The following is a 21895-nucleotide window of genomic DNA, read 5'->3' as shown; positions in this document are numbered from 1 at the left end:
GAGGGTAAAAACAGCTTAACGGGTGTGAAGTCCGTCAATAAAGCTGATGATCCGGCTGCCCAATTCGGCAGCAAGCGGCAGTTGCGGATCCTTGTAGGAGGCCACTTGGCGCTTGATGTCGTTGGGCACGATGCGCATCACGTGGTTCATGCCTTCGATCAATGCCAGTTGCGCATCCGGTTTGGCCGCCTTGAGCATCCGCGCATCGCCGACGCCGACCTGGATGTCGTTGCTGCCCTGGATGATCAGCGCCGGCATCTTCAGTCGGGCAAAGGCCGCAGCGGGGTCTTCGCGGAACAGGGTGATGAGGTAAGGCTGGACGCTGGGGCGGAAGATTACCTGCAACGGCTCGGGCACGTCGCGATCCACCTGGCCGGCCTTGAGGCTGTCGAGTAATTGATTGCTGCGCAACATCAACGCGGGCGGCAGGCGATCGCTCAACTGTTGGCGCAACACTTGGTCCACCCGGCGTGCGGTGCCGGAGATCGAGATCAGCGCCGCGGCGTCCAGTTTTGGCGCGGCCAGGGTGGCGATCAGCGCGCCTTCGCTGTGGCCCAGGAGAATCAGTGGGCCGAAGCGCGGGTCGGCCTTGAGTTTTTCACCCCAGGCCACGGTGTCGGCGACGTAGGCGTCAAGGCTCAGGTTGCGTTCATCGGGGGTGGCGGCGAGGCTGGCAGCGACCCCGCGTTTGTCGTAACGCACGCTGGCGATATTGTGCTTGGCCAGCACCCAGGCCAGGCGCTTGAGGCTGTCGTTGCGCCCGCCGTCGGGGTTGTTGCCGTCGCGATCGGTGGGGCCCGAGCCGGACACAATCAGCACCACGGGCACCGGTTGTTCGGACTTGGGCAGTAATAACGAGCCGTACAGTTCACCGCTGCCGGTGTCCAGGCTGATAGGGCGTTGCAGGACGACCGCATGGACCAGGCCGCTGAACAGGGTAAGGCTCAAGAGAAGAACTCGCAGCATCATCACGCCATCATGAATAAGGTGCCGGTTGGACTTCCCGTCACGGATAAGGTTCGAGGATGAACTAGTTGGGTAGCCTGCGTATACTGGCGCGCTCAGTAATCCAGATTGAGTTATTTCGGCTGATTTCACGGAGCTCCCCGCATGTCCGGCAATACCTACGGCAAGCTGTTCACTGTCACCACCGCGGGCGAAAGCCATGGTCCGGCGTTGGTCGCCATTGTCGACGGCTGTCCGCCGGGCCTCGAGCTGTCCCTGGACGACCTGCAGCGTGACCTGGACCGGCGCAAGCCCGGCACCAGCCGTCATACCACCCAGCGCCAAGAAGCTGATGAAGTCGAAATCCTCTCTGGCGTGTTCGAAGGCAAGACCACCGGTTGCGCCATCGGCCTGCTGATCCGTAACACCGACCAGAAATCCAAGGATTACTCGGCGATCAAGGATCTGTTCCGCCCGGCCCACGCCGATTACACCTACCACCACAAATACGGCTTGCGCGACTATCGCGGCGGCGGTCGCAGCTCGGCGCGGGAAACTGCCATGCGGGTGGCAGCTGGTGCCATTGCCAAGAAGTTCCTGGCCAGCCAGGGCATCGTGGTGCGCGGCTACATGAGCCAGCTGGGGCCGATCGAAATCCCCTTCAAGACCTGGGATTCGGTGGAAGACAACGCCTTCTTCAGCCCGGATCCGGACAAGGTGCCGGAGCTGGAAGCCTATATGGACCAGTTGCGCCGGGATCAGGACTCCGTGGGGGCGAAGATCACCGTGGTTGCCGAAGGCGTGATGCCCGGCCTGGGCGAGCCGATTTTCGATCGTCTGGACGCCGAACTGGCCCATGCGCTGATGAGCATCAATGCGGTCAAGGGCGTGGAAATTGGCGCCGGCTTCGCCAGCGTCGCCCAGCGTGGCACCGAGCATCGTGACGAGCTGACCCCGGAAGGGTTCCTCAGCAATAACGCCGGCGGCATTCTTGGCGGCATTTCCTCCGGGCAGCCGATTGTCGCCCACCTGGCCTTGAAGCCGACCTCCAGCATCACCACCCCGGGTCGTTCCATTGATGTGGACGGCAACCCGGTGGACGTCATCACCAAAGGTCGTCACGACCCGTGCGTGGGCATTCGCGCGACTCCGATCGCCGAAGCCATGATGGCCATCGTGCTGATGGATCACCTGCTGCGTCATCGCGGCCAGAATGCCGACGTGCGCGTCAGCACGCCGGTGCTGGGCCAGCTGTAATGCCGGCTCTGCCAGTCGCCACGGTCTGACGGCCGTGGCGGCGCTTCCGTACTGGCGGCTCTCCAGCTTCTATCTGTTCTATTTCGCCCTGCTGGGCTCTACGGCGCCATTTCTGGCGTTGTATTTCGATCATTTGGGTTTTTCCAGCGCGCGCATTGGCGAGCTGGTGGCCATCCCCATGCTGATGCGTTGTGTGGCGCCGAATATCTGGGGCTGGCTGGGGGATTACACCGGCCGGCGCCTGGCCATCGTGCGTTTTGGCGCCTTCTGCACCTTGCTCTCGTTCTCGTTGATTTTTGTCAGCAAGACCTACGCCTGGCTGGCGATGGTCATGGCCTTGCACGCCTTCTTCTGGCACGCGGTGCTGCCGCAGTTCGAAGTCATCACCCTGGCTCATCTGCAAGGCCAGACCTCGCGCTACAGCCAGATCCGTCTCTGGGGCTCGATTGGTTTTATCCTCGCGGTGGTGCTGCTGGGCCGATTGTTTGAAGGGCTGAGCCTAGATATCTACCCCATCACCCTGGTGGTGATCATGGCCGGCATCGTCCTCAGCAGCGCCTGGGTGCCCAATGCCCAGCCGCCGGCCCAGGACGATCGTCCGGCGTCCGGCGGCTTTCTCAAGCAACTGCGCGGTCCCGGGGTGCTGGCGTTCTATGTGTGCGTGGCCTTGATGCAGATGAGCCACGGTCCTTATTACACCTTCCTGACCTTGCACCTGGAGCGCTTGGGCTACAGCCGTGGGCTGATCGGCATGCTCTGGGCAGTGGGGGTGGTGGCCGAGGTGCTGATGTTCCTGGCCATGAGCCGGATCCTCTCGCGGTTTTCGGTGCGTCGGGTGTTGCTGGCGAGTTTTCTCCTGGCGGCCCTGCGTTGGTTGCTGCTGGGGGCCTGTGCCGAGTTTCTCTGGGTGTTGCTGTTGGCTCAGTTGCTGCACGCGGCGACCTTCGGCAGCTTTCATGCGGCGGCGATTCATTTTGTGCAACGCAGCTTCGGTGCGCGGCAACAGGGCCAGGGCCAAGCGCTGTATGCCGCGCTGGCCGGCACCGGCGGTGCGCTGGGGGCGTTGTATTCGGGGTACAGCTGGAACGCCCTGGGGGCGACCTTCACCTTTAGTATGGCCAGCGTCGCTGCCCTGGCTGCAGCCTTTATCATTGGCACACGCATGCAAGAGCACAGGCCATGAGCCCTGGCGGCCGCGCGCGTGCCGGCAACCTGATCTGTGACACAGCCTGCATGCCTGGAGGCGCTTGTTTGAGCAAGGCACTGCAGCCAATCGAGGCCTTTGAGGGTGTATTCGAATGCGGGCCGAAACCCTGAAACCTGTTAAACCAAGCCTGTTAAACCCAGAAGGCGCTCTTCATACGAAATCGCTTTCCGCCTGATGATGTGCGCTGCCTGACCGGCCTTTAATAGCCGAGCGGGGGTGCTGAAACCAAGGAGTTGCCAAGATGAGCAGCCTGTCCGTTTACCACGTATCCAGCCCGGACCTGCCGAACAAGGTGCTGACCCATTTCGACGATATCGCCGCGACCCTGGCTGAACAGGGAGTGCGCTTCGAGCGCGGGCAGGCGACGATTCGTGTCGAGCCCGGTGCCAGCCCGGAAGAGGTGATTGCCGCCTATCAAGGGCCGATCGATCAACTGATGACCGCCCATGGTTATGCCGCCATTGAGGTCCTTAGCGTTAAATGGGAACACCCGCAGCAAGACCCGCAGCAGGCCCGGTTCCTTGCAGAACACCATCACGCGGCAGATGAAATGCGCTTTTTTGTCGCCGGTCGTGGCTTGCTTAACTTGCACATCGGCGAGTACGTCTACGCCGTGCTCTGCGAGAGAAATGATCTGATCTCGGTGCCGGCTGGCACCCCCCAATGGTTCGACCTGGGTGAGCAGCCGCGGGTGATTGCCATCCGCCTGTTCAAGGACCCGCAAGGTGGGGTTGCCCACTTCAGTGGCGCCGAGATTGCCGAGCATTTCCCGCGCTTGGAGGATTGAGCACGCCTATGCGCCACATCGCTTGCAACGTTGCAGGGCTGGGACGCAGGGAGTGAACGGCGGAACGTTAAATGCCCGTGCCAGCGCAAGGCTGGCACGGGGTGATGAAGATGAGTCTGTGCTTACGCCGAGTGATAGGTCGGCAGGGCGAAGCGGTGTTGGCTTTGCAGCATGGAAATCTGTGGCAGCTCACTGGCTTGTTCGGCCAGGTCGCGACGAATCGCACTGATCACCCAGGACAGTTGGTCACCGGCGTGCAGTTGTGCGTAAGAGATCGAACGCTTGAGCTGTTTGCCGTCGCTATTGCGCAGGGTAAGCAGAATGCCACCGTCCGGACGAGGCTGGGTGGTGACTTCGAAGTTGGAGAACAGGGACGAAAATTTTTCTTGGATCAGGTTCATGTCTATCAGCTCCGTTAGCTCTTGAATGGCAAGCGTGAACTGAGAGTTGCAGCGATTGTGCCAGCATTGCTGTTTTTAAAAATCCTTATAAATCAATAGTTTATAAAAAATGGAATTTTTGGGTTTCGTGCAATTTGCATGAAAGGCCATCGTGCATCCTGCATTTTGCGTGGTCGGCGCATGCACCAACCTGCTGGCTGAGGGAGGGCATTGCTCTTCTGACCACGCGGCGTTGAGAAAAATTCCGCAGCCGTTCAGGCGCCTGGCAAGCGCGGCGTTGAGTATTTTTGCGGGCCCCCAGTGGATACAAAACATTGCAAAAACTCCGTGTACAGCCCGCGCGCGGCTGACGTACTTTCGGCCTCTGCCAGCTCTTCATCGCGGTCGTCTGCAGGCCATTTCAGCGCCATCGCCAGATGCTCCGCAGACCCGAAGACGGCATGCAACGCCCCCGAGCGCCCGATAATAAGAAAAGGGACTTCTGTCATGAACGGCACACTCGTTATCAAGGCAGTCAACACAGCGTTTTACGTCCAGGCGTGCAGCCTGGTGCTAGCCGACCTCAGCGTGTCATTGCCCCTCGCTTCTATCGCACCTTGCCGTTGAACCTCAGTCACGACCCGATCCACACCACGTGGGGCATGGCCTGGGCCGTGTTCTTTTGCGTCGAACAGGAGCCGTCATGAGTAGCAATCAGAGCGACACAATCACCTGGGGCATGATGCTGCGCAAGTTGCCTTCCATTGCCCGTGCTCTGCCTCGGGTGGTTAGGGGCATGAAAGCCGCCAACGTTGAAAAGGCCGACCAGCCGTGCGGCCTGGGTTGGTCCTTCGAGCAGGCAACCTTGCGCAATCCCCATGGCCAGGCCTTGCTGTATGAGGATCGAGTGCTGAGTTATGCACAGGTCAATCAGTGGGCCAACCGCATTGCCCATGCGTTGCAAGGCGAGGGCATCGGCAAGGGCGATGTGGTGGCGATTTTTCTTGAAAATCGCCCCGAGTTGCTGGTCAGCGTGTTGGCCGTGGCCAAACTCGGGGCCATTGCCGCGATGCTCAACACCGCCCAGACCCATACCACGCTGGTTCATAGCCTGACCCTGGTGAAGCCTGCGGCGATGGTGGTCGGCGGTGAGCTGTTCGAAGCCTTTGCTGCGGTACGCCAACAGGTGGGGATCGCGGCGCAGCGAACCTGGTTCGTCGCGGACCAGGACACCTTCAATGATCCGGGGCAAACCCCAGCCGATATGGTCAACCTGATGACCCTCAGTGCCGGGCAGCCGTCGGACAACCTGGCATGTACTCAGCAGGTTTTCCTCGATGATCCGTGTTTCTACATCTATACCTCCGGCACCACTGGTTTGCCCAAGGCCGGGATTTTCAAGCACGGGCGCTGGATGCGTACCTCCGTCAGCTTCGGCATGATCGCCCTGAATATGCAGCCCGAGGATGTTGTTTATTGCACCTTGCCGCTGTACCACGCCACGGGGCTGTGTGTGTGCTGGGGGGCGGCCGTCACGGGGGCCTCGGGCTTTGCCATTCGCCGCAAGTTCAGCGCCAGTCGCTTCTGGGACGATGTGCGCAAGTACCGGGCGACCACCATCGGTTATGTCGGCGAACTCTGCCGCTACCTGATCGACCCGCCGGCCAGCGAGCGGGATGCCGATAACCCGGTGCGCAAGATGATCGGCAATGGCTTGCGCCCCGGCGTCTGGAGCGAGTTCAAGCGGCGTTTTGCGATTGAACATGTGTGCGAGTTGTACGCCGCCAGCGACGGTAATATCGGCTTCACCAATGTGCTCAATTTCGACAACACCGTGGGCTTTTCCCTGATTCCCTGGGCCTTGGTGGAATACGCCCACGACAGCGGGGAGCCGATCCGCAACAGCCAAGGCTTTATGCAGAAGGTCGCCAAGGGTGGACAGGGCTTGTTGTTGGCGAAGATCGACGACAAGTCGCCGCTGGACGGTTACACCGAGCCGGAAAAGAACCGCAAGGTCGTATTGCACGATGTGTTCGAGACCGGCGACCGTTATTTCAATACCGGTGACCTGCTGCGGGACTTGGGCTTCGGCCACGCCCAGTTCGTCGATCGCCTGGGCGATACCTATCGCTGGAAGGGCGAGAACGTCTCCACCACGGAAGTGGAGAACCTGTTCCTGCAGCATCCACAGATTGCCGAAGTGGTGGCCTACGGCGTGGAAATCCACAACACCAATGGTCGCGCCGGGATGGCGGCGATTACCCCGGCCGAGTCCCTGGCCACCCTGGATTTTGCCGAGTTGCTGCAATTTGCCCGGCGCCAACTCCCTGCCTATGCGGTGCCGTTGTTTTTGCGGGTCAAGGTCAAGATGGACACCACCGGGACCTTCAAGTATCAGAAAACCCGGCTCAAGGAAGACGGTTTCGACCCGGCCAGGTCGGCCGACGATCCGATCTATGCCTGGCTGCCCGGCTCCGAGACCTACGTGCAGGTGACTGCCGAGGTACTGGATGACATTCAGGCCGGTCGCCACCGCTATTGATTATGGCTATGGCCGCCCTTGAGAAAAAAGGGATGACAGGCCACGGACGGCTTGGGGAAACTAGCGTCTTTCCGATTTGCCGAATGTGGAGTTTCCGATGTCAGACAATAGCCGCCAGATGACCGAAGACGAGGCTGCGCAGTTTGCCGAGCAGGTTTTCAACGTTGCCCGTCAGGGTGATGCACCCATGCTCGACAAGCTGGCGAGCAGCGGTCTGCCGGTCAATCTGCGCAATCACAAGGGCGACACCTTGCTGATGCTGGCGGCCTATCACGGGCACCTGGATGCGGTGCAAGTGTTGCTCAAGCACAAGGCCGATCCTGAAATCCGCAATGACAATGGCCAGAGCCCGATTGCCGGGGCCGCCTTCAAGGGTGACCTGGCGATGGTCAAGGCCCTGGTGGAGGGCGGTGCGGAAGTGGAAGGCTCGTCCTTCGATGGCCGCACAGCGCTGATGATGGCCGCGATGTTCAACCGCACCGCCATCGTCGACTACTTGATCAGTCAAGGCGCCGACCCCCGGGCCAAGGATGCCAATGGCATCGGCGCCCTGGAGGCCGCCAAGACCATGGGGGCCAAGGACACCACGGCCCAGTTGGAAAAACTTTTGGCCTGACCCTGCAACAGTCGATGGCCCGGAACGACCTTTCGGGCCATCGCCATAGGTCGCCGCGCCTGCTTTAGGCTATCCTTCGCGCCCTTGAAAATTCCCACGTCTCAGGATGCGCGCCATGACCACCGCCCTTATCGAACTCATCAGCAAAATCAGCTCGGGCTGCATGGGCGATGCCGAGATCCAGCAGATCGCCGATGAAGCGGCCCAGGCCTACGCCGACCCCGAAGCGTTCCTGGCGGCCAATCCGGACATCAATTACGACGACACCTTTCCCATCCCGCTGGGCGAGTGGGTGGTGGTCGGCAGCCTGCCCGAGACCGTGCTGTTCCAGGCCGACAGCTATGTAGAGCTGTTCACCCAGATCGTTGCTTCCTTTGGACCGGATGTGGCCTTCAATATCAAGCCCAAGCAGTTGGCGAAGATCGACGCGCTGACGGCGCTCAATCGTATCCAGATCCAGATGAGCAGCATGAGCCCGGAACACGGCGGTTACGTACTGATGAACTTCAGCCAGTTGCTGGATGACGAGTTGCAAATGGTGCTGGTCTACGGCAACGACCTGCCGCGGGTGCTGGCGTTGTGCAGTGAAGTCGGGATTGCCGCCGCACCGGCCCTGGAAGCCTTGAAGATCGCCGTTCACGTTTGAGCCGCGGAATAAAACGGAACCCTGCGACACGGCGACTATCCTAAAGGTGCACACCACTCTCTGGGAGCGACACCATGGGTTCTACCTTCAATGGCTTGGTTGGCCTGATCATTCTGGCCCTGGATATCTGGGCGATTATCAACGTGCTTAAAAGCGGCGCTGAGACCGGGATGAAAATCCTCTGGGTCCTGCTGATTGTGCTGTTGCCGGTCCTGGGCCTGATCATCTGGGCGATTGCCGGTCCTCGCGGTGATGTGCGGCTCTGAGTGAGTCGCTCGCTGCGGCGTCTGCAATGAGTGAACGCTGACTTGGAAAAGGGCCGCAAGGCCCTTTTTTATGTGACCAGATATGCGTTGCACGAAATTTTCACAAAGTCTCGAAGACAATCCGCCTCGCGCTTTTTCCTCTGTTTCAGCCCTGTCATCTCTTGTCCCAGAGCCTTTGCCGGTTCGTGGGGGCGTGCTTGCCACTAATCAATGGCAATGCCGTGAGTGATCGTGCAACATTTGCGCACCGCGCAATCCCCAGAGCCCCCAAAGGGCCATAAGAGGGTAGAGCGCCGCTGTATTTTTGAAACTTAAACTTCCAATGGGTCCTAAAACGACATGGCAAACCCGGACGCCCTGAGTCAGCAGCGAGCTTCTAATCGCCTGCTGCAACCGACCGTCAAATCCCATCTGGCTTATACGCTGCTGTGTGCGTTGGTCATGATGGTGATGTTCTCTTTGCTGCGCGTTGCGCTGCTGGTCTACAACCGGGACATGATCCTCGACACGCCGGCCTCGACCTTTCTCGAGGCGTTCGCCAACGGCCTGCGGTTCGACCTGCGCCTGGTGGTCTACCTCAGCATCCCGCTGTTACTGTCGCTGTTCAGCGCCCGGGCCATGGCCGCTCGCGGGCTGTTCCGCTTCTGGTTGACCGTGACTTCGAGCATTGCCCTGTTCCTGGGCCTGATGGAGATGGACTTCTACCGCGAATTCCACCAGCGCCTCAACGGCCTGGTCTTCCAGTACGTGAAGGAAGACCCGAAAACCGTGATGAGCATGCTCTGGTACGGTTTCCCCGTGGTGCGTTATCTGCTGGCCTGGGCCGTGGGTACCTGGATCCTCAGCCTGGCCTTCAAGGGCGCCGACCGCGCGACCCGTCCCCGTGGCCCCTTCAGTGGCGGCAGCATCAGCACTCGCCAGGTTGCGCCCTGGTATGTCCGTGCCGGCGTATTCGTGGTCTGCCTGTTGATCTGTGTGGTCGCCGCTCGCGGCACCTTGCGCCAGGGCCCGCCGCTGCGCTGGGGTGACGTCTATACCACCGACTCGAACTTCGCCAACCAGTTGGGCCTCAACGGCACCCTGCAACTGGTCGCTGCGGCCAAGAGCCGGATGTCCGAAGACCGTGACAATGTCTGGAAGGCCACCTTGCCCCAGCCTCAGGCCCAGCAGACCGTGCGTGACATGCTGCTGACCCCGAGCGACAAATTGGTGGATGCCGACACCGCTGCCGTGCGCCGTGACTACACGCCGAACGCCGACAAGACCCTGCCGATCAAGAACGTCGTGGTGATCCTGATGGAGAGCTTCGCTGGGCATTCGGTCGGAGCACTGGGACGTCCAGGTGACATCACACCGTACTTCGACAAGCTGTCGAAAGAGGGCCTGTTGTTCGACCGCTTCTTCTCCAACGGCACCCATACCCACCAGGGCATGTTCGCCACCATGGCGTGCTTCCCCAACCTGCCGGGCTTCGAATACCTGATGCAGACCCCGGAAGGCAGCCACAAATTGTCCGGCCTGCCGCAGTTGCTCAGCGCGCGCAACTACGACGACGTGTATGTCTATAACGGCGATTTTGCCTGGGACAACCAGTCGGGCTTCTTCAGCAACCAGGGCATGACCAACTTCATTGGTCGCAATGACTTCGTTGACCCGGTGTTCTCCGACCCTACCTGGGGTGTATCCGACCAGGACATGTTCAATCGCGGGCTCGAAGAACTCAAGGCTCGGGAGGGCAAGAAACCCTTCTATGCCTTGCTGCAGACCTTGTCCAACCACACGCCTTACGCCTTGCCGACGCCGTTGCCGGTGGAGCCCGTTACTGACCGCGGCAGGCTGAATGAACACCTGACGGCCATGCGCTACTCCGACTGGGCCCTGGGCCAGTTCTTCGAGAAGGCCCGTAAGGAGCCTTACTTCAAGGAAACCCTGTTCGTGGTAGTCGGTGACCATGGTTTTGGCAACGAACAGCAGATCACTGAAATGGACCTGGGGCGTTTCAACGTGCCGTTGCTGCTGATCGGCCCGGGTGTCCAGGAAAAGTTTGGCCAGCGTGACCACACTGTCGGCACCCAGATCGACATTGTGCCGACCATCATGGGTCGCCTGGGGGGCGATGTACTGCATCAGTGCTGGGGTCGTGACTTGCTGAACCTTCCGGAAGGCGACAAGGGCTTCGGCGTGATCAAGCCTTCCGGTAGCGATCAGACGGTGGCCCTGCTGACCGCTGACCGAGTGCTGGTGCTGCCCAAGGAAATGCCGGCCAAGCTCTACCAGTACGAGCTGGGTGCGAATCCCAAGGGCGAGCTGATTCCTGCTTCACCCGATGAAGCCGAGCTCAAGCAGAAGCTGGAGTCCTTCCTGCAGACCGCGACCAAGAGCCTGCTGGATAACACCGCCGGTGTGATCGACGGCAAGCCCGACTGATGGGGGCCAGAGCCTAGCGGCCTGCTGACGGACCCTAGGCTCAAGGCCTGCACCGCGCGTCATTCTGAACACTCCTCTCGCAGGGGTGTTTTTTTGCCCTGAGAAAAGTCTGCGGGAGGCGGGATACGGGCACTTATCAGCACTAGGGGGACGCGGCTCGGTTGAGTCCAGGCGGTTTCAGTGGTGATCGTCAGACATTGCTTGCGCGTATCAAGAAAGGCCGCTGGTGCGGCAGTGGGGAGCCCTGGTTTTTAGGATTCATCTGATTCCAGCGTCCCTAACAGACTGTAATGATCCCTCTCCGCTTCGGCCTACACATCCTTCGGATCAGGCTCGCAAGCGTCGAATCAATAAGTGTGCGTCAGACAGTGCGCCACGATGTCGGTCAATGGAGAGTGAAATGAAAAACCTATTTGTGGCGGCTATGGCTTCCAGCCTGGTTTTGGCGGCGAGTAGCGCCTGGGCCGTGGATATAACGCTGAACTTCACGGGGAAGGTCAATCCGGAAACCTGCGACATCGTCCAGGATGACACGACCTCGGGCAGTGGCAGCAGCATGGTCAAGAACGTGCCCCTCAAAAGCGTTAGTACCCGGGCCTTGAGCCAGAAGGATGACGTTGCGGGTAAAACCCTGGTCCACCTCAAACTGAAGGACTGCAGCGGCAGTAAGGTGACGGCCAAGTTCAACACCGGTGAGACGGTGGATCCGCAGAGCGGCGCCTTGATCAACCAAACCCCATCGGGCTCCAACGTTCAGGTGCAACTGCTCGACAGCAAGCATCAGCCGCTCAATCTCAATCAGGGGCCGCTGTTGGACACGGTCAGCATCGTCGACCAGAGCGCAGTCCTTGAGTTCTACGCCCAGTACTTCGCATCAACGGCGGGCACCACGGCCGGTGATGTTTCGACCAGCGTCTCGATGGACTTGATCTACGAGTGAAGCCGTTGCCTCGGAGCGAAAGCTCCGGGGCCGTTTGTTGCGAGTGATGAACACCATGTCCCGTCGTTTCTGGTCTTTTTTATTTTTCTGTAGCGCCATCCTTTTTCAGTCCCTTGGCGTCCAGGCCAATGTCGTGGTGGGCGGAACCCGTGTGGTTTATCCGGCCAAGGAGCGTGAAGTCAGCGTCAGGCTCACCAACCAGGGGGCGCAGCCTGCCTTGGTCCAGGCTTGGATCGATGCCGGCAACCCCGATGGCAAGCCGGATGATGCGGACGTGCCCTTTATTGTCATGCCCCCCATGGTGCGGATTGATCCGGGTAAAGGTCAGGCTTTGCGTTTGGCCTATACACCGCAACCGGGAATACCCAAGGACCGGGAGTCGGTGTTCTGGCTCAACATTCTCGACGTTCCACCTCTGCCCAGTGTGCAAACAACGAACCATATGCAACTGGCTTTTCGCAGTCGCCTGAAAGTGTTTTTTCGCCCGCTCGAACTGCCAGGCAGTGCCATTGATACGGCAGAACAGCTCCATTGGCGCCTGGTCAAGTCAGCCACGGGCATGGCCTTGCAGGTGCGTAACGACGGTGCCTTTCACGTGTCCTTCAACACGGTGCTGTTGAAGCTCAGGGATGGCCGCAGTTTTAAGGTGCACAGCCGCATGCTCGCCCCACGCTCCACTGCGGATTTTGCGCTTGAACAGGCCCAGGGCCTGTCCGGCGCTGAAGGCCGTGTGGTGTACGAGTGGATCAACGACTACGGCGCCACCGTCCTTCAGGAAACCCGGCTTGCTCCCTAGACCGAGCAGGTCCGGTGATTGGGCACTGACTGATTTAGCCGTCCAGACCCTTTTGTGCAGCGACGACAGCCGTGCATTGGTTGCTGCTGGCCCATCCTGTTCAACGTCCGGGTAGGTCTCATGAGCTCATTGTGTTTTTTCTTCTTTATTCGACCTGGGTATTCGTCCGCAGAAACATCTGATGTGGCAGGGAGTGCCTGGCGGCTTTCCAGTGGTCTGGCCCTGCTGCTGTCGAGCCTGGGCTGTTCGTTCAGTGAGGCCAGCGAGCTGGTCGAGTTCAACCCGGCGTTTTTTGGCAACAGCCGAGGGCAAGCCGTGGACCTGTCCAAGTTCCAGCGCAGCAACCCGCTGGAGCCAGGCACCTATCGCCTTGATCTGTACCTCAACCAAAACTGGGTGGGGCGCCAGGACATCCGTATCCGCGCCGCCGTCGAGGAAGGGCAACCGCCGCAGCCCTGCCTGCCGCCCAGTGTGCTGGTACAACTGGGGGTGGACTTTCGCACGTTGCCAGCCGAGCAAGGCGACGCGGCCCTGGCGGCTGAATGCCTCTCGGTCGACGGCTTGCCGCCCCACAGCCGGTTTGATGTGGACATGTCAGAGCTGCAGGCTGACCTTTCGATTCCGCAGCTGTACCTGAACCTGAGCAAGCGCGGCTACGTGTCACCCAAGGATTGGGACTCAGGGGTCAATGCGGGCTTTCTCGGGTACTCGAACAACCTCTCCGACAACCGCTTCAGCGGGCAAATCAATCGTCAGTTCTATAGCAGCCTGAATGGCGGCCTGAACCTGGGGGATTGGCGCTTGAGGCACAACGGGTCTTACCGTTACGACGACCAGCCAGACACTCGCCAGAACAGTCACTACACCGCGCTGAGCAGCTACGTGCAGCGTGATGTCACGCCGCTGAGTGCGCAGTTGACCCTGGGGCAGTACTACACACCGGGCAACTTCTTCGACAGCATGCCTTACAGCGGCCTCCAACTGAGCAGCGATGAACGCATGCTGCCGGACTCCATGCGTGGTTTTGCCCCGGTGGTGCGAGGTGTCGCCGACACCACGGCCAAGGTCAGTGTCAGTCAGGGGCAGAACCTACTCTACGAAACCACCGTGGCGCCCGGTCCTTTTGCCATCGACGACCTGTACAACACCGGGTATGCCGGCGATCTGAACGTGACCATCACGGAGGCGGACGGGCGCATCAAGCGCTTTGTGATGCCCTATGCCTCGGTGGCGCAACTGCTGCGTCCGGACAGTTCTCGTTTCAGTTTCAGCGCGGGCCGCTATCGGGATGAAAGCCTTCGGGCACCTCCCGATTTTCTCCAGGGCACGTACCAGCGTGGCTTGTCCAATATGTTGACCGGTTATGGCGGCACGGTGGTCGGGCAAGACTACCGGGCGCTGCAGGGCGGGCTGGCGCTGAGCACCTTGTTGGGCGCGGTGGCTGCCGACCTGACCCATTCCCAGGCATCCGGGCTCAACCACGAGTTGCCGGGTAGCCAGGCGCACATGAGTGGACGCAGTCTGCGCCTGACCTACAGCAAGCTGATCGAGCCCACGGCGACCAACTTCAGCCTCGCCGCCTACCGTTTTTCCAGCGAGGGTTACCTGGACTTTGGTGAGTTCGCCCGTCTGCGCAGCACCGAGCCGGCAACCACGCTGTACAAACAACGCAGTCGCCTCCAGTTGAACCTCAGCCAGCCCATTGGCGAGCAGCTCGGCCACCTGACGTTCTCCGGCATGGCCCAGAACTATTGGAGCCGTGAGCAGGGCAGCGACATCACCTTTCAAGTGGGTTACTCCAACGGGTTCAACTGGGGCAGTTTCGGCCTTAACGCCAGTCGTACACGCAGTGCCAACGGTCGGCTGGACACTCAATACCTGCTGAGCGTCAGCGTGCCCCTGGGGCGTTCCCGGCACTCGCCTTACCTGAACTCGTCGATCAGTTACGACGGGCGTCGCAGCCACGGCATCAACAGCACGCTGAGTGGGCGAGCCGGTGAAGAAGATCAAATCGGCTACAGCCTCTATGGCGCGAGCGACAATGGTGAAGGCCAGTCCAGTCATAACTACGGGGGCAGCCTGCACTACGACACCGCACAGGCCAGCTATCACGTCGGGGCCAGTCGTGGGGAAAACTATCGTCAGGCCAACTTCGGCATGCAGGGCACGTTGGTTGCACACCCGGGCGGGCTCAGTGCCACCCGGGACCAGGGTGAAACCATGGCAGTGCTGGTTGCGCCGGGGGCCGAAGGCGCCCAGGTACTCAGCAGTGCGTCGGGGAGGATTGCCGGCAGTGGCTACGCAGTGGTCGCCGGTTTGACGCCCTATCGCCGCAACGAAGTGGCCCTCGACCCCAAAGGCACCTCTCCGGATGTAGAGCTGGAGATGACCTCCCAGCAAGTAGCGCCCCGGGCGGGGGCGGTGGTGATGCTCAATTACCCGACGGTGGTCGGGCGGCCCACCTTGCTCAAACTACGACGTAGCGACGGCGAGCCCATTCCTCTGGGGGCGCAGATTCTCAATGCCGAGGATGAATCCCTGAGCCAGGTGGGGCAGGGCGGTCGTGCCTTCCTACGCGGTTTGCAGGCCCAAGGGCGGTTGCGGGTCAGGTGGGGAGCGCTTCAGGACCAGCAGTGCCTTGCGCCCTACCGGCTGCCGGCCACCGAGCCGGACAAGGACGCGTATTACCAACAGGTGGAGTTGTCGTGCGAGTTGCTGAGCGAGGCTCAAAAGCGGGTGGACAGCCCATGACGCGGTTCTCGATCACCCGGTGCTGGAGGCTGGGTGCGGGCCTTAGGGTGCTCGCGTCCTATCGTCCCGCTGCCCCCGCGAACGTTTTTCACGAGCAACGCCTTAGGCGTTGCGGATCTCCCTACTCACCCGCTGCTTGGGCCCGCGTGGTCAATACACAAGCCGCAGGGCACAGGAACTTACGATGAACATCATCCTTTTGGTTTTGGGGCTGTTGCTGTTTTCCGGGGTCAGTCGTGCGGCTACCTGCGAGAGCGCGAGGGAACACAAAAGCTACGTCAATCTGAGTCTTTCGATCGCTCGTGATCTCCCGGTCAACAGCACATTTTTCAAGGAAGAAATCACCAAGGCTCCCATCCGTGTGGTGTGCAGCCGGCTGGGTAATTACAACCTGAGTATGGCACTGACTGGTCCTTTGACGGACTTGGGGAACCATGTGTACGCGACTGGGATCCCGGGCGTAGGCATGCGTGTGCTCTGGGATAACCCTAAAGAGGCTGGTCCCTTGGGAGGCATTTACATGGGGCCGTTCAAGTCTGTGCCGCTGGGCCGCGGGCTCAATGAGTATTTCTCGCCCCACCGTTTCACCTTCGAACTGATCAAGACCGGCCCGATGTCTTCCGGCCACTCAAAGGACCTAGCCGTTGATATCTGGTACAGCGATGCCCTGGTGCACAAGATCAGCTTCAGCAACACCCAACTGACGATCAGCAACATGGGCTGCAAAGTGGCGGAGCCCGTTCAGTCAGTCGAACTTGACCCGATTCACCAGCGCGCCTTGCCCAGCGTTGGTTCGTCGGCGGGAGCGAAGGGGTTTGCGATTAAATTGACCTGCGATAAAGGCGTCAAGATTGCCTACCGGGTCGACGGCATCAACAGCCGTGATCACATCCTGCTCAATGACGCGGGAGCCGGTATGGCGCAAGGCGTTGGCTTGCAGTTGCTGCGAGGGGACGCCGCCAGTACCACGCTGCAATTGCTGGGTGCACGCACCGACGTCATCACTGTGCCGACTACAGAGGACGGCCAGGCGGTCTCTATCCCGCTGGCTGCCAGGTACTATCGAACCTCGCCCGATCTCAAGGCCGGGCTTATTGCTACCCGTGCCACGGTGACCTTGATCTACGAGTGAGGTGCGATCGACGGATAAGGTGCGACCCAAAGGCAGTACAAAAAAACGCCAGTGACAACACTGGCGTTTTTTATGGCGCACTCAATCGAGCCGCAGGGTTATATCCTGCCGAGCAGAAGCAGTACCAGCAGCACTACCAGCACCACGCCGATGATGCCCGATGGCCCGTAACCCCAACTTCTGGAGTGTGGGAAGACTGGCAGGCCGCCGATCAGTAGCAAAATCAGAATAACGATGAGAATGGTGCCCATGTCGATTTCCTTATTAAAGTTTTAATCAAGTACGTGGCTGGTTTAATGACGGGCTCGTTTTAACTAATGAGCGAGCCGCTTAATAATTCCGACTCTGGGCACAGCGAGATAATTCCAAGTTTTTTTAAAGTTTTTTGCGGCTTGGGTTATTCCTTTTTATTTACTTTCCGCGGCCTGTACAAGTTGCTCCCGTACGGAACTATTGATACCGGGCAACGTCGCACCGAGGCTCAAGTTTGCCTGTGGCATTCAGCAGTCTGATGGTGCGTGGGTCGGGCTGGGTCCTTCGCTACACTCGGCCGATCTTCCCCAGAACAACAAGGCAACTCCTATGCAAAATCGCATGATGATCACTGGCGCCGGTTCCGGCCTGGGTCGTGAAATCGCTCTGCGCTGGGCGCGTGAAGGTTGGCAGTTGGCCTTGTCCGATGTCAGCGAGCCGGGCCTCCAGGAAACCCTGAAACTTGTTCGCGAGGCGGGTGGCGATGGTTTTATCCAGCGCTGCGATGTGCGTGATTACAGCCAACTGACGGCGTTTGCCCAAGCCTGCGAGGTGAAGTTGGGCGGCATCGATATCATCGTCAATAACGCCGGTGTAGCCTCGGGCGGTTTTTTCAGCGAGTTGTCCCTGGAGGATTGGGACTGGCAGATCGCAATTAACCTGATGGGCGTGGTCAAGGGCTGCAAAGCCTTTCTGCCGCTGTTGGAACAGAGCCGCGGTCGGATCATCAACATTGCATCCATGGCGGCCCTGATGCAGGGCCCGGCGATGAGCAACTACAACGTGGCCAAGGCCGGTGTGGTGGCGCTGTCTGAAAGCCTGTTGATCGAACTGGCACAGCAGGAAATCGGTGTGCACGTGGTTTGCCCGTCGTTCTTCCAGACCAACCTGCTGGACTCCTTTCGCGGCCCGACCCCGGCGATGAAAGCCCAGGTGGGCAAGTTGCTGGAAAGCTCGCCGATCAGTGCCGCCGATATCGCGGACTACATCTACACCCAGGTCGGCGTCGGCGAGTTCATGATCCTGCCCCATGAGCAGGGCCGCATGGCGTGGGCACTCAAGCAGCAGAACCCTCAAGCGCTGTACAACGAAATGACCCTGATGGCCGACAAGATGCGCGCCAAGGCCAAGCAAAACGCCAGTTGAACTTGCCCGCGCGCGCGGCCGTCGTCAGGATGGCCGGCATCCAGCCATCCTGACGAGACCTTGCATGCTCAACTACCTGTGGTTTTTTCTTGCGGCGCTGTTTGAAATCGCTGGCTGCTATGGCTTCTGGATGTGGTTGCGCCAGGGCAAGAGTGCCTGGTGGATCGTCCCGGCGTTGCTCAGCCTGACGCTTTTTGCGCTGTTGCTGACCAAGGTCGAGTCCACCTACGCCGGTCGCGCCTATGCGGCCTACGGCGGTATTTACGTGGTGGCGTCGATTGCCTGGTTGGGAATGGTCGAGCGGGTTCGTCCGCTGACATCTGACTGGCTGGGCGTGGCGCTCTGTGTGATCGGCGCCAGCGTCATTCTGTTCGGGCCGCGTTTTTCCGCGCCGTAATCTGCAACGGGCTCAGTTCATGAGCCCGTCGGCATTCAGTCAAACAGCTCCTTGGGCACATCGTGCTTGAGCATCAACTGGCACTGCTCGCTGTCCGGGTCGAACACGATCAGCGCCTGGCCCTTGGTCAGCGCCTGGCGCACGCGCAATACGCGGGTTTCCAGGGGCGTGTCATCGCCATTGTCGGTGCCGTCACGGGTGACAAAGTCCTCGATCAGGCGGGTCAGGGTGTCGACTTCAAGTTGGTCGTGGGGAATCAGCATGGGGGCCTCCGGCAAACAATCCCGGATGCTACTGCGCCGGGGCCTGTGCCGCCAGCCAAACCGCTGCCCAGGCCCCGTTGCCTCATGCCTGGTGGCTTCACGCTTTATTGCCTACCAGGCTGTCCACCGACGGCACCCGGGTGTCGCTCTCCATTTGTGCATCGTGCTCCAGTTGATGGCTGAAGCGGTCCAGCGAACCCTGGGCCGGCTGGGCATCGCTGGCGAACACCGGCGGGCTGAGGATGTAGGCGCCGAGCAGGCGGCTCAGGGCGGCCAGGCTGTCGATATGGGTGCGTTCGTAACCGTGGGTCGCATCACAGCCGAAGGCCAGCAGCGCGGTACGAATGTCGTGGCCGGCGGTGACGGCGGAGTGAGCGTCGCTGAAGTAGTAGCGGAACAGGTCACGGCGCACCGGCAGTTCATGTTCCGCGGCCAGGCGCAGCAGGTGTCGGGACAGGTGATAGTCGTAGGGCCCGCCGGAATCCTGCATGGCCACGCTCACCGCATGTTCGCTGGAGTGCTGGCCGGGTGCGACCGGGGCGATGTCGATGCCGACAAACTCGCTGACGTCCCAGGGCAGGGCCGCCGCCGCGCCGCTGCCGGTTTCCTCGGTAATGGTGAACAGCGGGTGGCAGTCGATCATCAAGGGCTCGCCGCTGTCGACGATGGCCTTGAGCGCTGCGAGCAAGGCTGCGACGCCGGCTTTATCGTCCAGGTGACGGGCGCTGATGTGTCCGCTGTCGGTGAATTCGGGCAAGGGGTCGAAGGCCACGAAGTCACCGACGCCAATGCCCAGGGAATCGCAATCGGCGCGGGTGGTGCAGTAGGCGTCCAGGCGCAGTTCGATGTGGTCCCAACTGATGGGCATTTCATCCACTGCGGTATTGAAGGCATGCCCGGAAGCCATCAGCGGCAAGACGCTGCCGCGCAGCACGCCGTTGTCGGTGAACAGGCTGACGCGGCTGCCTTCGGCAAAGCGGCTGGACCAGCAGCCTACTGGCGCCAGGGTCAGGCGGCCGTTGTCTTTGACCGCACGCACGCTGGCGCCAATGGTGTCCAGGTGGGCTGACACGGCTCGGTCCGGGCTGTTTTTCTGGCCCTTGAGGGTGGCGCGGATGGTGCCGCGGCGTGTCAGTTCAAAGGGAATACCCAACTCTTCCAGACGCTCGGCGACGTAGCGCACGATGGTGTCGGTGAAGCCCGTGGGGCTGGGAATGGCGAGCATTTCCAGGAGGACTTTCTGCAGGTAGTTGAGGTCCGGTTCGGGGATTGTACGGGTCATGGAAACTCCTGATGGGAAGAGGGCATCGATGGTTTCGATGAAAGGGTGTTCGGACGCTTTCGCTGGCCAGCCAGTTCCTACCGTCAGACGTGTAGGAGCGGGCTGGCCGGCGAAGGCTCAAGGCGCCGGTTGGCTGTGGGGAAACAGCAAGTCGACAAAACGCTCCGCCGTGGGCTGCGGCTCGTGGTTGGCCAGCCCGGCGCGCTCGTTGGCTTCGATAAACACGTACTCCGGCTGGTCCGCCGCCGGCACCATCAGGTCCAGGCCGACCATGGGAATGTCCAGGGCCCGGGCTGCGCGGATGGCGGCATCCACCAGGGTCGGGTGGAGGATGCCGGTGACGTCCTCCAGGGTGCCGCCGGTGTGCAGGTTGGCGGTGCGCCGCACGAACAGGCGCTGGCCTGCCGGCAATACGTCGCTGTAATCGAAACCGGCGGCGTGCAGGGTGCGTTGGGTTTCGTGATCCAGAGGGATTTTGCTCTCGCCCCCCGTGGCCGCCTGGCGTCGGCGGCTCTGGGCTTCGATCAGGGCGCCGATGGAGTGCTGGCCGTCGCCGATCACTTCGGCCGGGCGCCGAATGGCGGCGGCCACCACGTCGAAGCCGATCACCAGGATGCGCAGGTCCAGGCCTTCGTGGAAGCTTTCCAGCAGCACCCGGTTGTCGAACTGCCGGGCGTGTTCGATGGCCTGCTGGACGTCTTCAATGCTGCGCAGGTCCACGGCGACCCCCTGGCCCTGTTCGCCGTCCAGGGGCTTGACCACCACCCGCTGGTGCTCGTCGAGAAACGCCAGGTTGTCGTCGGCGTTGCCTGCACGTTGCTGCGCGGGCAAGCGCAGCCCGGCGCCTTTCAGGACTTTATGGGTCAGGCTCTTGTCCTGGCACAGGCTCATGCTGATGGCGCTGGTCAGGTCGCTCAGGGACTCCCGACAGCGCACGCGGCGCCCGCCGTGGCTAAGGGTGAACAGCCCGGCATCGGCGTCATCTACCTGCACGTCGATGCCGCGGCGATGGGCTTCCTCGACAATGATTCGTGCGTAGGGGTTGAAGTCCGCCTGGGGCCCGGGGCCGAGAAACAGCGGCTGGTTGATGCCGTTCTTGCGCTTGATGGCGAAGGTCGACAGGGTCCGGAAACCCAGCTTGGCGTAGAGGTTCTTGGCCTGGCGGTTGTCGTGCAACACCGACAGGTCGAGGTAGCTCAGGCCGCGGCTCATAAAGTGCTCGATCAGGTGGCGCACCAGTACTTCACCTACCCCTGGGCGGGTGCAGTGCGGGTCCACCGCCAGGCACCAGAGGCTGCTGCCGTGTTCCGGGTCCTGGTAGGCCTTGTGGTGATTGAGGCCCATGACGCTGCCGATCACCGCGCCGCTGTCTTCATCTTCCGCCAGCCAGTACACCGGCCCGCCTTGGTGACGCGGGGTTAGCAGGTTCGGGTCGATGGGCAGCATGCCCCGGGCCTGGTACAGCTGGTTGATGGCCTGCCAATCGCTTTCATTCTGCGCCCGGCGGATACGGAAACCGCGGAATACCCGGGTGGCTTGGCGGTAATCGCTGAACCACAGGCGCAAGGTGTCGGAAGGGTCGAGAAACAGCTGCGCGGGCTCCAGGCCCAGCACCTGTTGCGGTGCGGCGACATAGAGGGCGATGTCGCGCTCGCCGGGCTGCTCGTTGAGCAGCTCTTCGGCCAGGCTCGCCGGGTCCGGGAAGGTGTGGCCGATCAGCAGCCGCCCCCACCCGCAATGCACGGCAATGGGCGCGGCGCCGAGTTCGCTGCCGTCCTCGGCGAAGCGTGCCTGCAAGCGTTCGTAAGAAGGCGCCTGGCCGCGCAGCAAGCGTTGGCTGTAAGCCGTGGCATGGGCTTTCAT

21 protein-coding genes are annotated in these 21895 nt (G+C 61.0%); 14 read left to right on the top strand and 7 right to left on the bottom strand.

Translation table 11 applies throughout. From position 1 onward, the window contains the following. Positions 1-15 precede the first annotated feature (15 nt). Positions 16-969 (bottom strand): alpha/beta hydrolase, encoded by a 954-nt coding sequence (locus M1B35_RS07555; RefSeq protein ID WP_268261619.1) that lies wholly within the window; start codon positions 967-969, stop codon positions 16-18. A gap of 141 nt (positions 970-1110) precedes the next feature. On the opposite strand from M1B35_RS07555, the gene aroC reads away from it, so the two are divergent. From aroC to M1B35_RS07540, 3 genes are all read left to right on the top strand, one after another. Further along, positions 1111-2202: a chorismate synthase gene (gene aroC / locus M1B35_RS07550; RefSeq protein ID WP_123328314.1), complete on the top strand. Its 1092-nt coding sequence runs from the start codon at positions 1111-1113 to the stop codon at positions 2200-2202. Between the two features lie 34 nt (positions 2203-2236). Next, positions 2237-3385, top strand: a complete 1149-nt coding sequence (locus M1B35_RS07545; protein ID WP_123328313.1) for an MFS transporter — start codon at positions 2237-2239, stop codon at positions 3383-3385. Between the two features lie 265 nt (positions 3386-3650). Then, entirely contained in the window at positions 3651-4196 is a 546-nt protein-coding gene (locus M1B35_RS07540) for a 1,2-dihydroxy-3-keto-5-methylthiopentene dioxygenase (protein WP_123328312.1), read from the top strand. 122 nt (positions 4197-4318) lie between these two features. Here the strand turns inward: M1B35_RS07540 and M1B35_RS07535 are convergent, their stop codons facing one another. Beyond that, a complete protein-coding gene (locus M1B35_RS07535) occupies positions 4319-4597 on the bottom strand; it encodes a DUF3509 domain-containing protein (protein WP_123328311.1) in 279 nt (92 codons plus the stop codon). A 254-nt stretch (positions 4598-4851) separates the two neighbouring features. Beyond that, a complete protein-coding gene (locus tag M1B35_RS07530; RefSeq protein ID WP_123328310.1) occupies positions 4852-5085 on the bottom strand; it encodes a hypothetical protein in 234 nt (77 codons plus the stop codon). Between the two features lie 194 nt (positions 5086-5279). Between M1B35_RS07530 and M1B35_RS07525 the strand changes: the two genes are divergently transcribed. The 9 genes from M1B35_RS07525 to M1B35_RS07485 all read left to right on the top strand — a co-directional run bounded on the left by M1B35_RS07525 (position 5280) and on the right by M1B35_RS07485 (position 16692). Then, complete coding sequence (locus M1B35_RS07525) at positions 5280-7118, top strand: long-chain-acyl-CoA synthetase (RefSeq protein WP_268261618.1); 1839 nt, start codon at positions 5280-5282, stop codon at positions 7116-7118. Positions 7119-7215: 97 nt separating this feature from the next. Then, on the top strand, positions 7216-7734 hold the full coding sequence (locus M1B35_RS07520) for an ankyrin repeat domain-containing protein (protein WP_123328308.1): 519 nt from the start codon (positions 7216-7218) through the stop codon (positions 7732-7734). 115 nt (positions 7735-7849) lie between these two features. After that, a complete protein-coding gene (locus M1B35_RS07515; protein WP_123328307.1) occupies positions 7850-8380 on the top strand; it encodes a hypothetical protein in 531 nt (176 codons plus the stop codon). Between the two features lie 74 nt (positions 8381-8454). After that, the gene (locus M1B35_RS07510) at positions 8455-8646 is read left to right on the top strand and encodes a PLDc N-terminal domain-containing protein (RefSeq protein ID WP_123328306.1); all 192 of its coding nucleotides are present in this window, start codon (positions 8455-8457) and stop codon (positions 8644-8646) included. A gap of 339 nt (positions 8647-8985) precedes the next feature. Further along, positions 8986-11073: an LTA synthase family protein gene (locus M1B35_RS07505; RefSeq protein WP_123328305.1), complete on the top strand. Its 2088-nt coding sequence runs from the start codon at positions 8986-8988 to the stop codon at positions 11071-11073. A 400-nt stretch (positions 11074-11473) separates the two neighbouring features. Continuing rightward, positions 11474-12013 carry a fimbrial protein gene (locus M1B35_RS07500; protein WP_185039062.1) on the top strand — a complete coding sequence of 180 codons (540 nt, stop codon included), beginning with the start codon at positions 11474-11476 and terminating at the stop codon, positions 12011-12013. A 55-nt stretch (positions 12014-12068) separates the two neighbouring features. Next, complete coding sequence (locus tag M1B35_RS07495; RefSeq protein WP_123328804.1) at positions 12069-12809, top strand: fimbrial biogenesis chaperone; 741 nt, start codon at positions 12069-12071, stop codon at positions 12807-12809. Between the two features lie 183 nt (positions 12810-12992). Next, entirely contained in the window at positions 12993-15560 is a 2568-nt protein-coding gene (locus M1B35_RS07490; RefSeq protein ID WP_268261617.1) for a fimbria/pilus outer membrane usher protein, read from the top strand. A 184-nt stretch (positions 15561-15744) separates the two neighbouring features. Continuing rightward, complete coding sequence (locus M1B35_RS07485) at positions 15745-16692, top strand: fimbrial protein (protein ID WP_123328302.1); 948 nt, start codon at positions 15745-15747, stop codon at positions 16690-16692. 98 nt (positions 16693-16790) lie between these two features. Here M1B35_RS07485 and M1B35_RS07480 read toward each other — a convergent pair whose 3' ends face one another. Next, entirely contained in the window at positions 16791-16949 is a 159-nt protein-coding gene (locus M1B35_RS07480; RefSeq protein WP_177323429.1) for a DUF3309 family protein, read from the bottom strand. 325 nt (positions 16950-17274) lie between these two features. Between M1B35_RS07480 and M1B35_RS07475 the strand changes: the two genes are divergently transcribed. Together M1B35_RS07475 and M1B35_RS07470 are read left to right on the top strand one after the other, a co-directional pair. Continuing rightward, entirely contained in the window at positions 17275-18090 is an 816-nt protein-coding gene (locus tag M1B35_RS07475; RefSeq protein ID WP_268261616.1) for an SDR family oxidoreductase, read from the top strand. A gap of 64 nt (positions 18091-18154) precedes the next feature. Beyond that, positions 18155-18487 carry a YnfA family protein gene (locus M1B35_RS07470; protein ID WP_123328300.1) on the top strand — a complete coding sequence of 111 codons (333 nt, stop codon included), beginning with the start codon at positions 18155-18157 and terminating at the stop codon, positions 18485-18487. A gap of 35 nt (positions 18488-18522) precedes the next feature. Here the strand turns inward: M1B35_RS07470 and M1B35_RS07465 are convergent, their stop codons facing one another. From M1B35_RS07465 to ngg, 3 genes are all read right to left on the bottom strand, one after another. Then, positions 18523-18750: a YheU family protein gene (locus M1B35_RS07465; protein WP_123328299.1), complete on the bottom strand. Its 228-nt coding sequence runs from the start codon at positions 18748-18750 to the stop codon at positions 18523-18525. Between the two features lie 97 nt (positions 18751-18847). Then, entirely contained in the window at positions 18848-20032 is a 1185-nt protein-coding gene (locus M1B35_RS07460; protein ID WP_123328298.1) for an osmoprotectant NAGGN system M42 family peptidase, read from the bottom strand. 117 nt (positions 20033-20149) lie between these two features. Further along, positions 20150-21895 (bottom strand): N-acetylglutaminylglutamine synthetase, encoded by a 1746-nt coding sequence (gene ngg / locus M1B35_RS07455; RefSeq protein ID WP_268261615.1) that lies wholly within the window; start codon positions 21893-21895, stop codon positions 20150-20152.

Source organism: Pseudomonas morbosilactucae (genome assembly GCF_023241665.1).
GTDB lineage: Bacteria > Pseudomonadota > Gammaproteobacteria > Pseudomonadales > Pseudomonadaceae > Aquipseudomonas > Aquipseudomonas morbosilactucae.
The sequence above is the reverse complement of the archived record's forward strand: the minus strand, read 5'-3'. Positions and strand labels throughout refer to the sequence as shown.

Coding starts and splice junctions, on each gene's coding strand:
- M1B35_RS07485 (WP_123328302.1), top strand. CDS start 15,745: ATGAACATCATCCTTTTGGTTTTGGGGCTGTTGCTGTTTTCCGGGGTC.
- M1B35_RS07555 (WP_268261619.1), bottom strand. CDS start 969: ATGATGCTGCGAGTTCTTCTCTTGAGCCTTACCCTGTTCAGCGGCCTG.
- M1B35_RS07520 (WP_123328308.1), top strand. CDS start 7,216: ATGTCAGACAATAGCCGCCAGATGACCGAAGACGAGGCTGCGCAGTTT.
- M1B35_RS07505 (WP_123328305.1), top strand. CDS start 8,986: ATGGCAAACCCGGACGCCCTGAGTCAGCAGCGAGCTTCTAATCGCCTG.
- M1B35_RS07525 (WP_268261618.1), top strand. CDS start 5,280: ATGAGTAGCAATCAGAGCGACACAATCACCTGGGGCATGATGCTGCGC.
- M1B35_RS07475 (WP_268261616.1), top strand. CDS start 17,275: ATGCAAAATCGCATGATGATCACTGGCGCCGGTTCCGGCCTGGGTCGT.
- M1B35_RS07470 (WP_123328300.1), top strand. CDS start 18,155: ATGCTCAACTACCTGTGGTTTTTTCTTGCGGCGCTGTTTGAAATCGCT.
- ngg (WP_268261615.1), bottom strand. CDS start 21,895: ATGAAAGCCCATGCCACGGCTTACAGCCAACGCTTGCTGCGCGGCCAG.
- M1B35_RS07460 (WP_123328298.1), bottom strand. CDS start 20,032: ATGACCCGTACAATCCCCGAACCGGACCTCAACTACCTGCAGAAAGTC.
- M1B35_RS07495 (WP_123328804.1), top strand. CDS start 12,069: ATGTCCCGTCGTTTCTGGTCTTTTTTATTTTTCTGTAGCGCCATCCTT.
- M1B35_RS07535 (WP_123328311.1), bottom strand. CDS start 4,597: ATGAACCTGATCCAAGAAAAATTTTCGTCCCTGTTCTCCAACTTCGAA.
- aroC (WP_123328314.1), top strand. CDS start 1,111: ATGTCCGGCAATACCTACGGCAAGCTGTTCACTGTCACCACCGCGGGC.
- M1B35_RS07500 (WP_185039062.1), top strand. CDS start 11,474: ATGAAAAACCTATTTGTGGCGGCTATGGCTTCCAGCCTGGTTTTGGCG.
- M1B35_RS07530 (WP_123328310.1), bottom strand. CDS start 5,085: ATGACAGAAGTCCCTTTTCTTATTATCGGGCGCTCGGGGGCGTTGCAT.
- M1B35_RS07465 (WP_123328299.1), bottom strand. CDS start 18,750: ATGCTGATTCCCCACGACCAACTTGAAGTCGACACCCTGACCCGCCTG.
- M1B35_RS07540 (WP_123328312.1), top strand. CDS start 3,651: ATGAGCAGCCTGTCCGTTTACCACGTATCCAGCCCGGACCTGCCGAAC.
- M1B35_RS07515 (WP_123328307.1), top strand. CDS start 7,850: ATGACCACCGCCCTTATCGAACTCATCAGCAAAATCAGCTCGGGCTGC.
- M1B35_RS07510 (WP_123328306.1), top strand. CDS start 8,455: ATGGGTTCTACCTTCAATGGCTTGGTTGGCCTGATCATTCTGGCCCTG.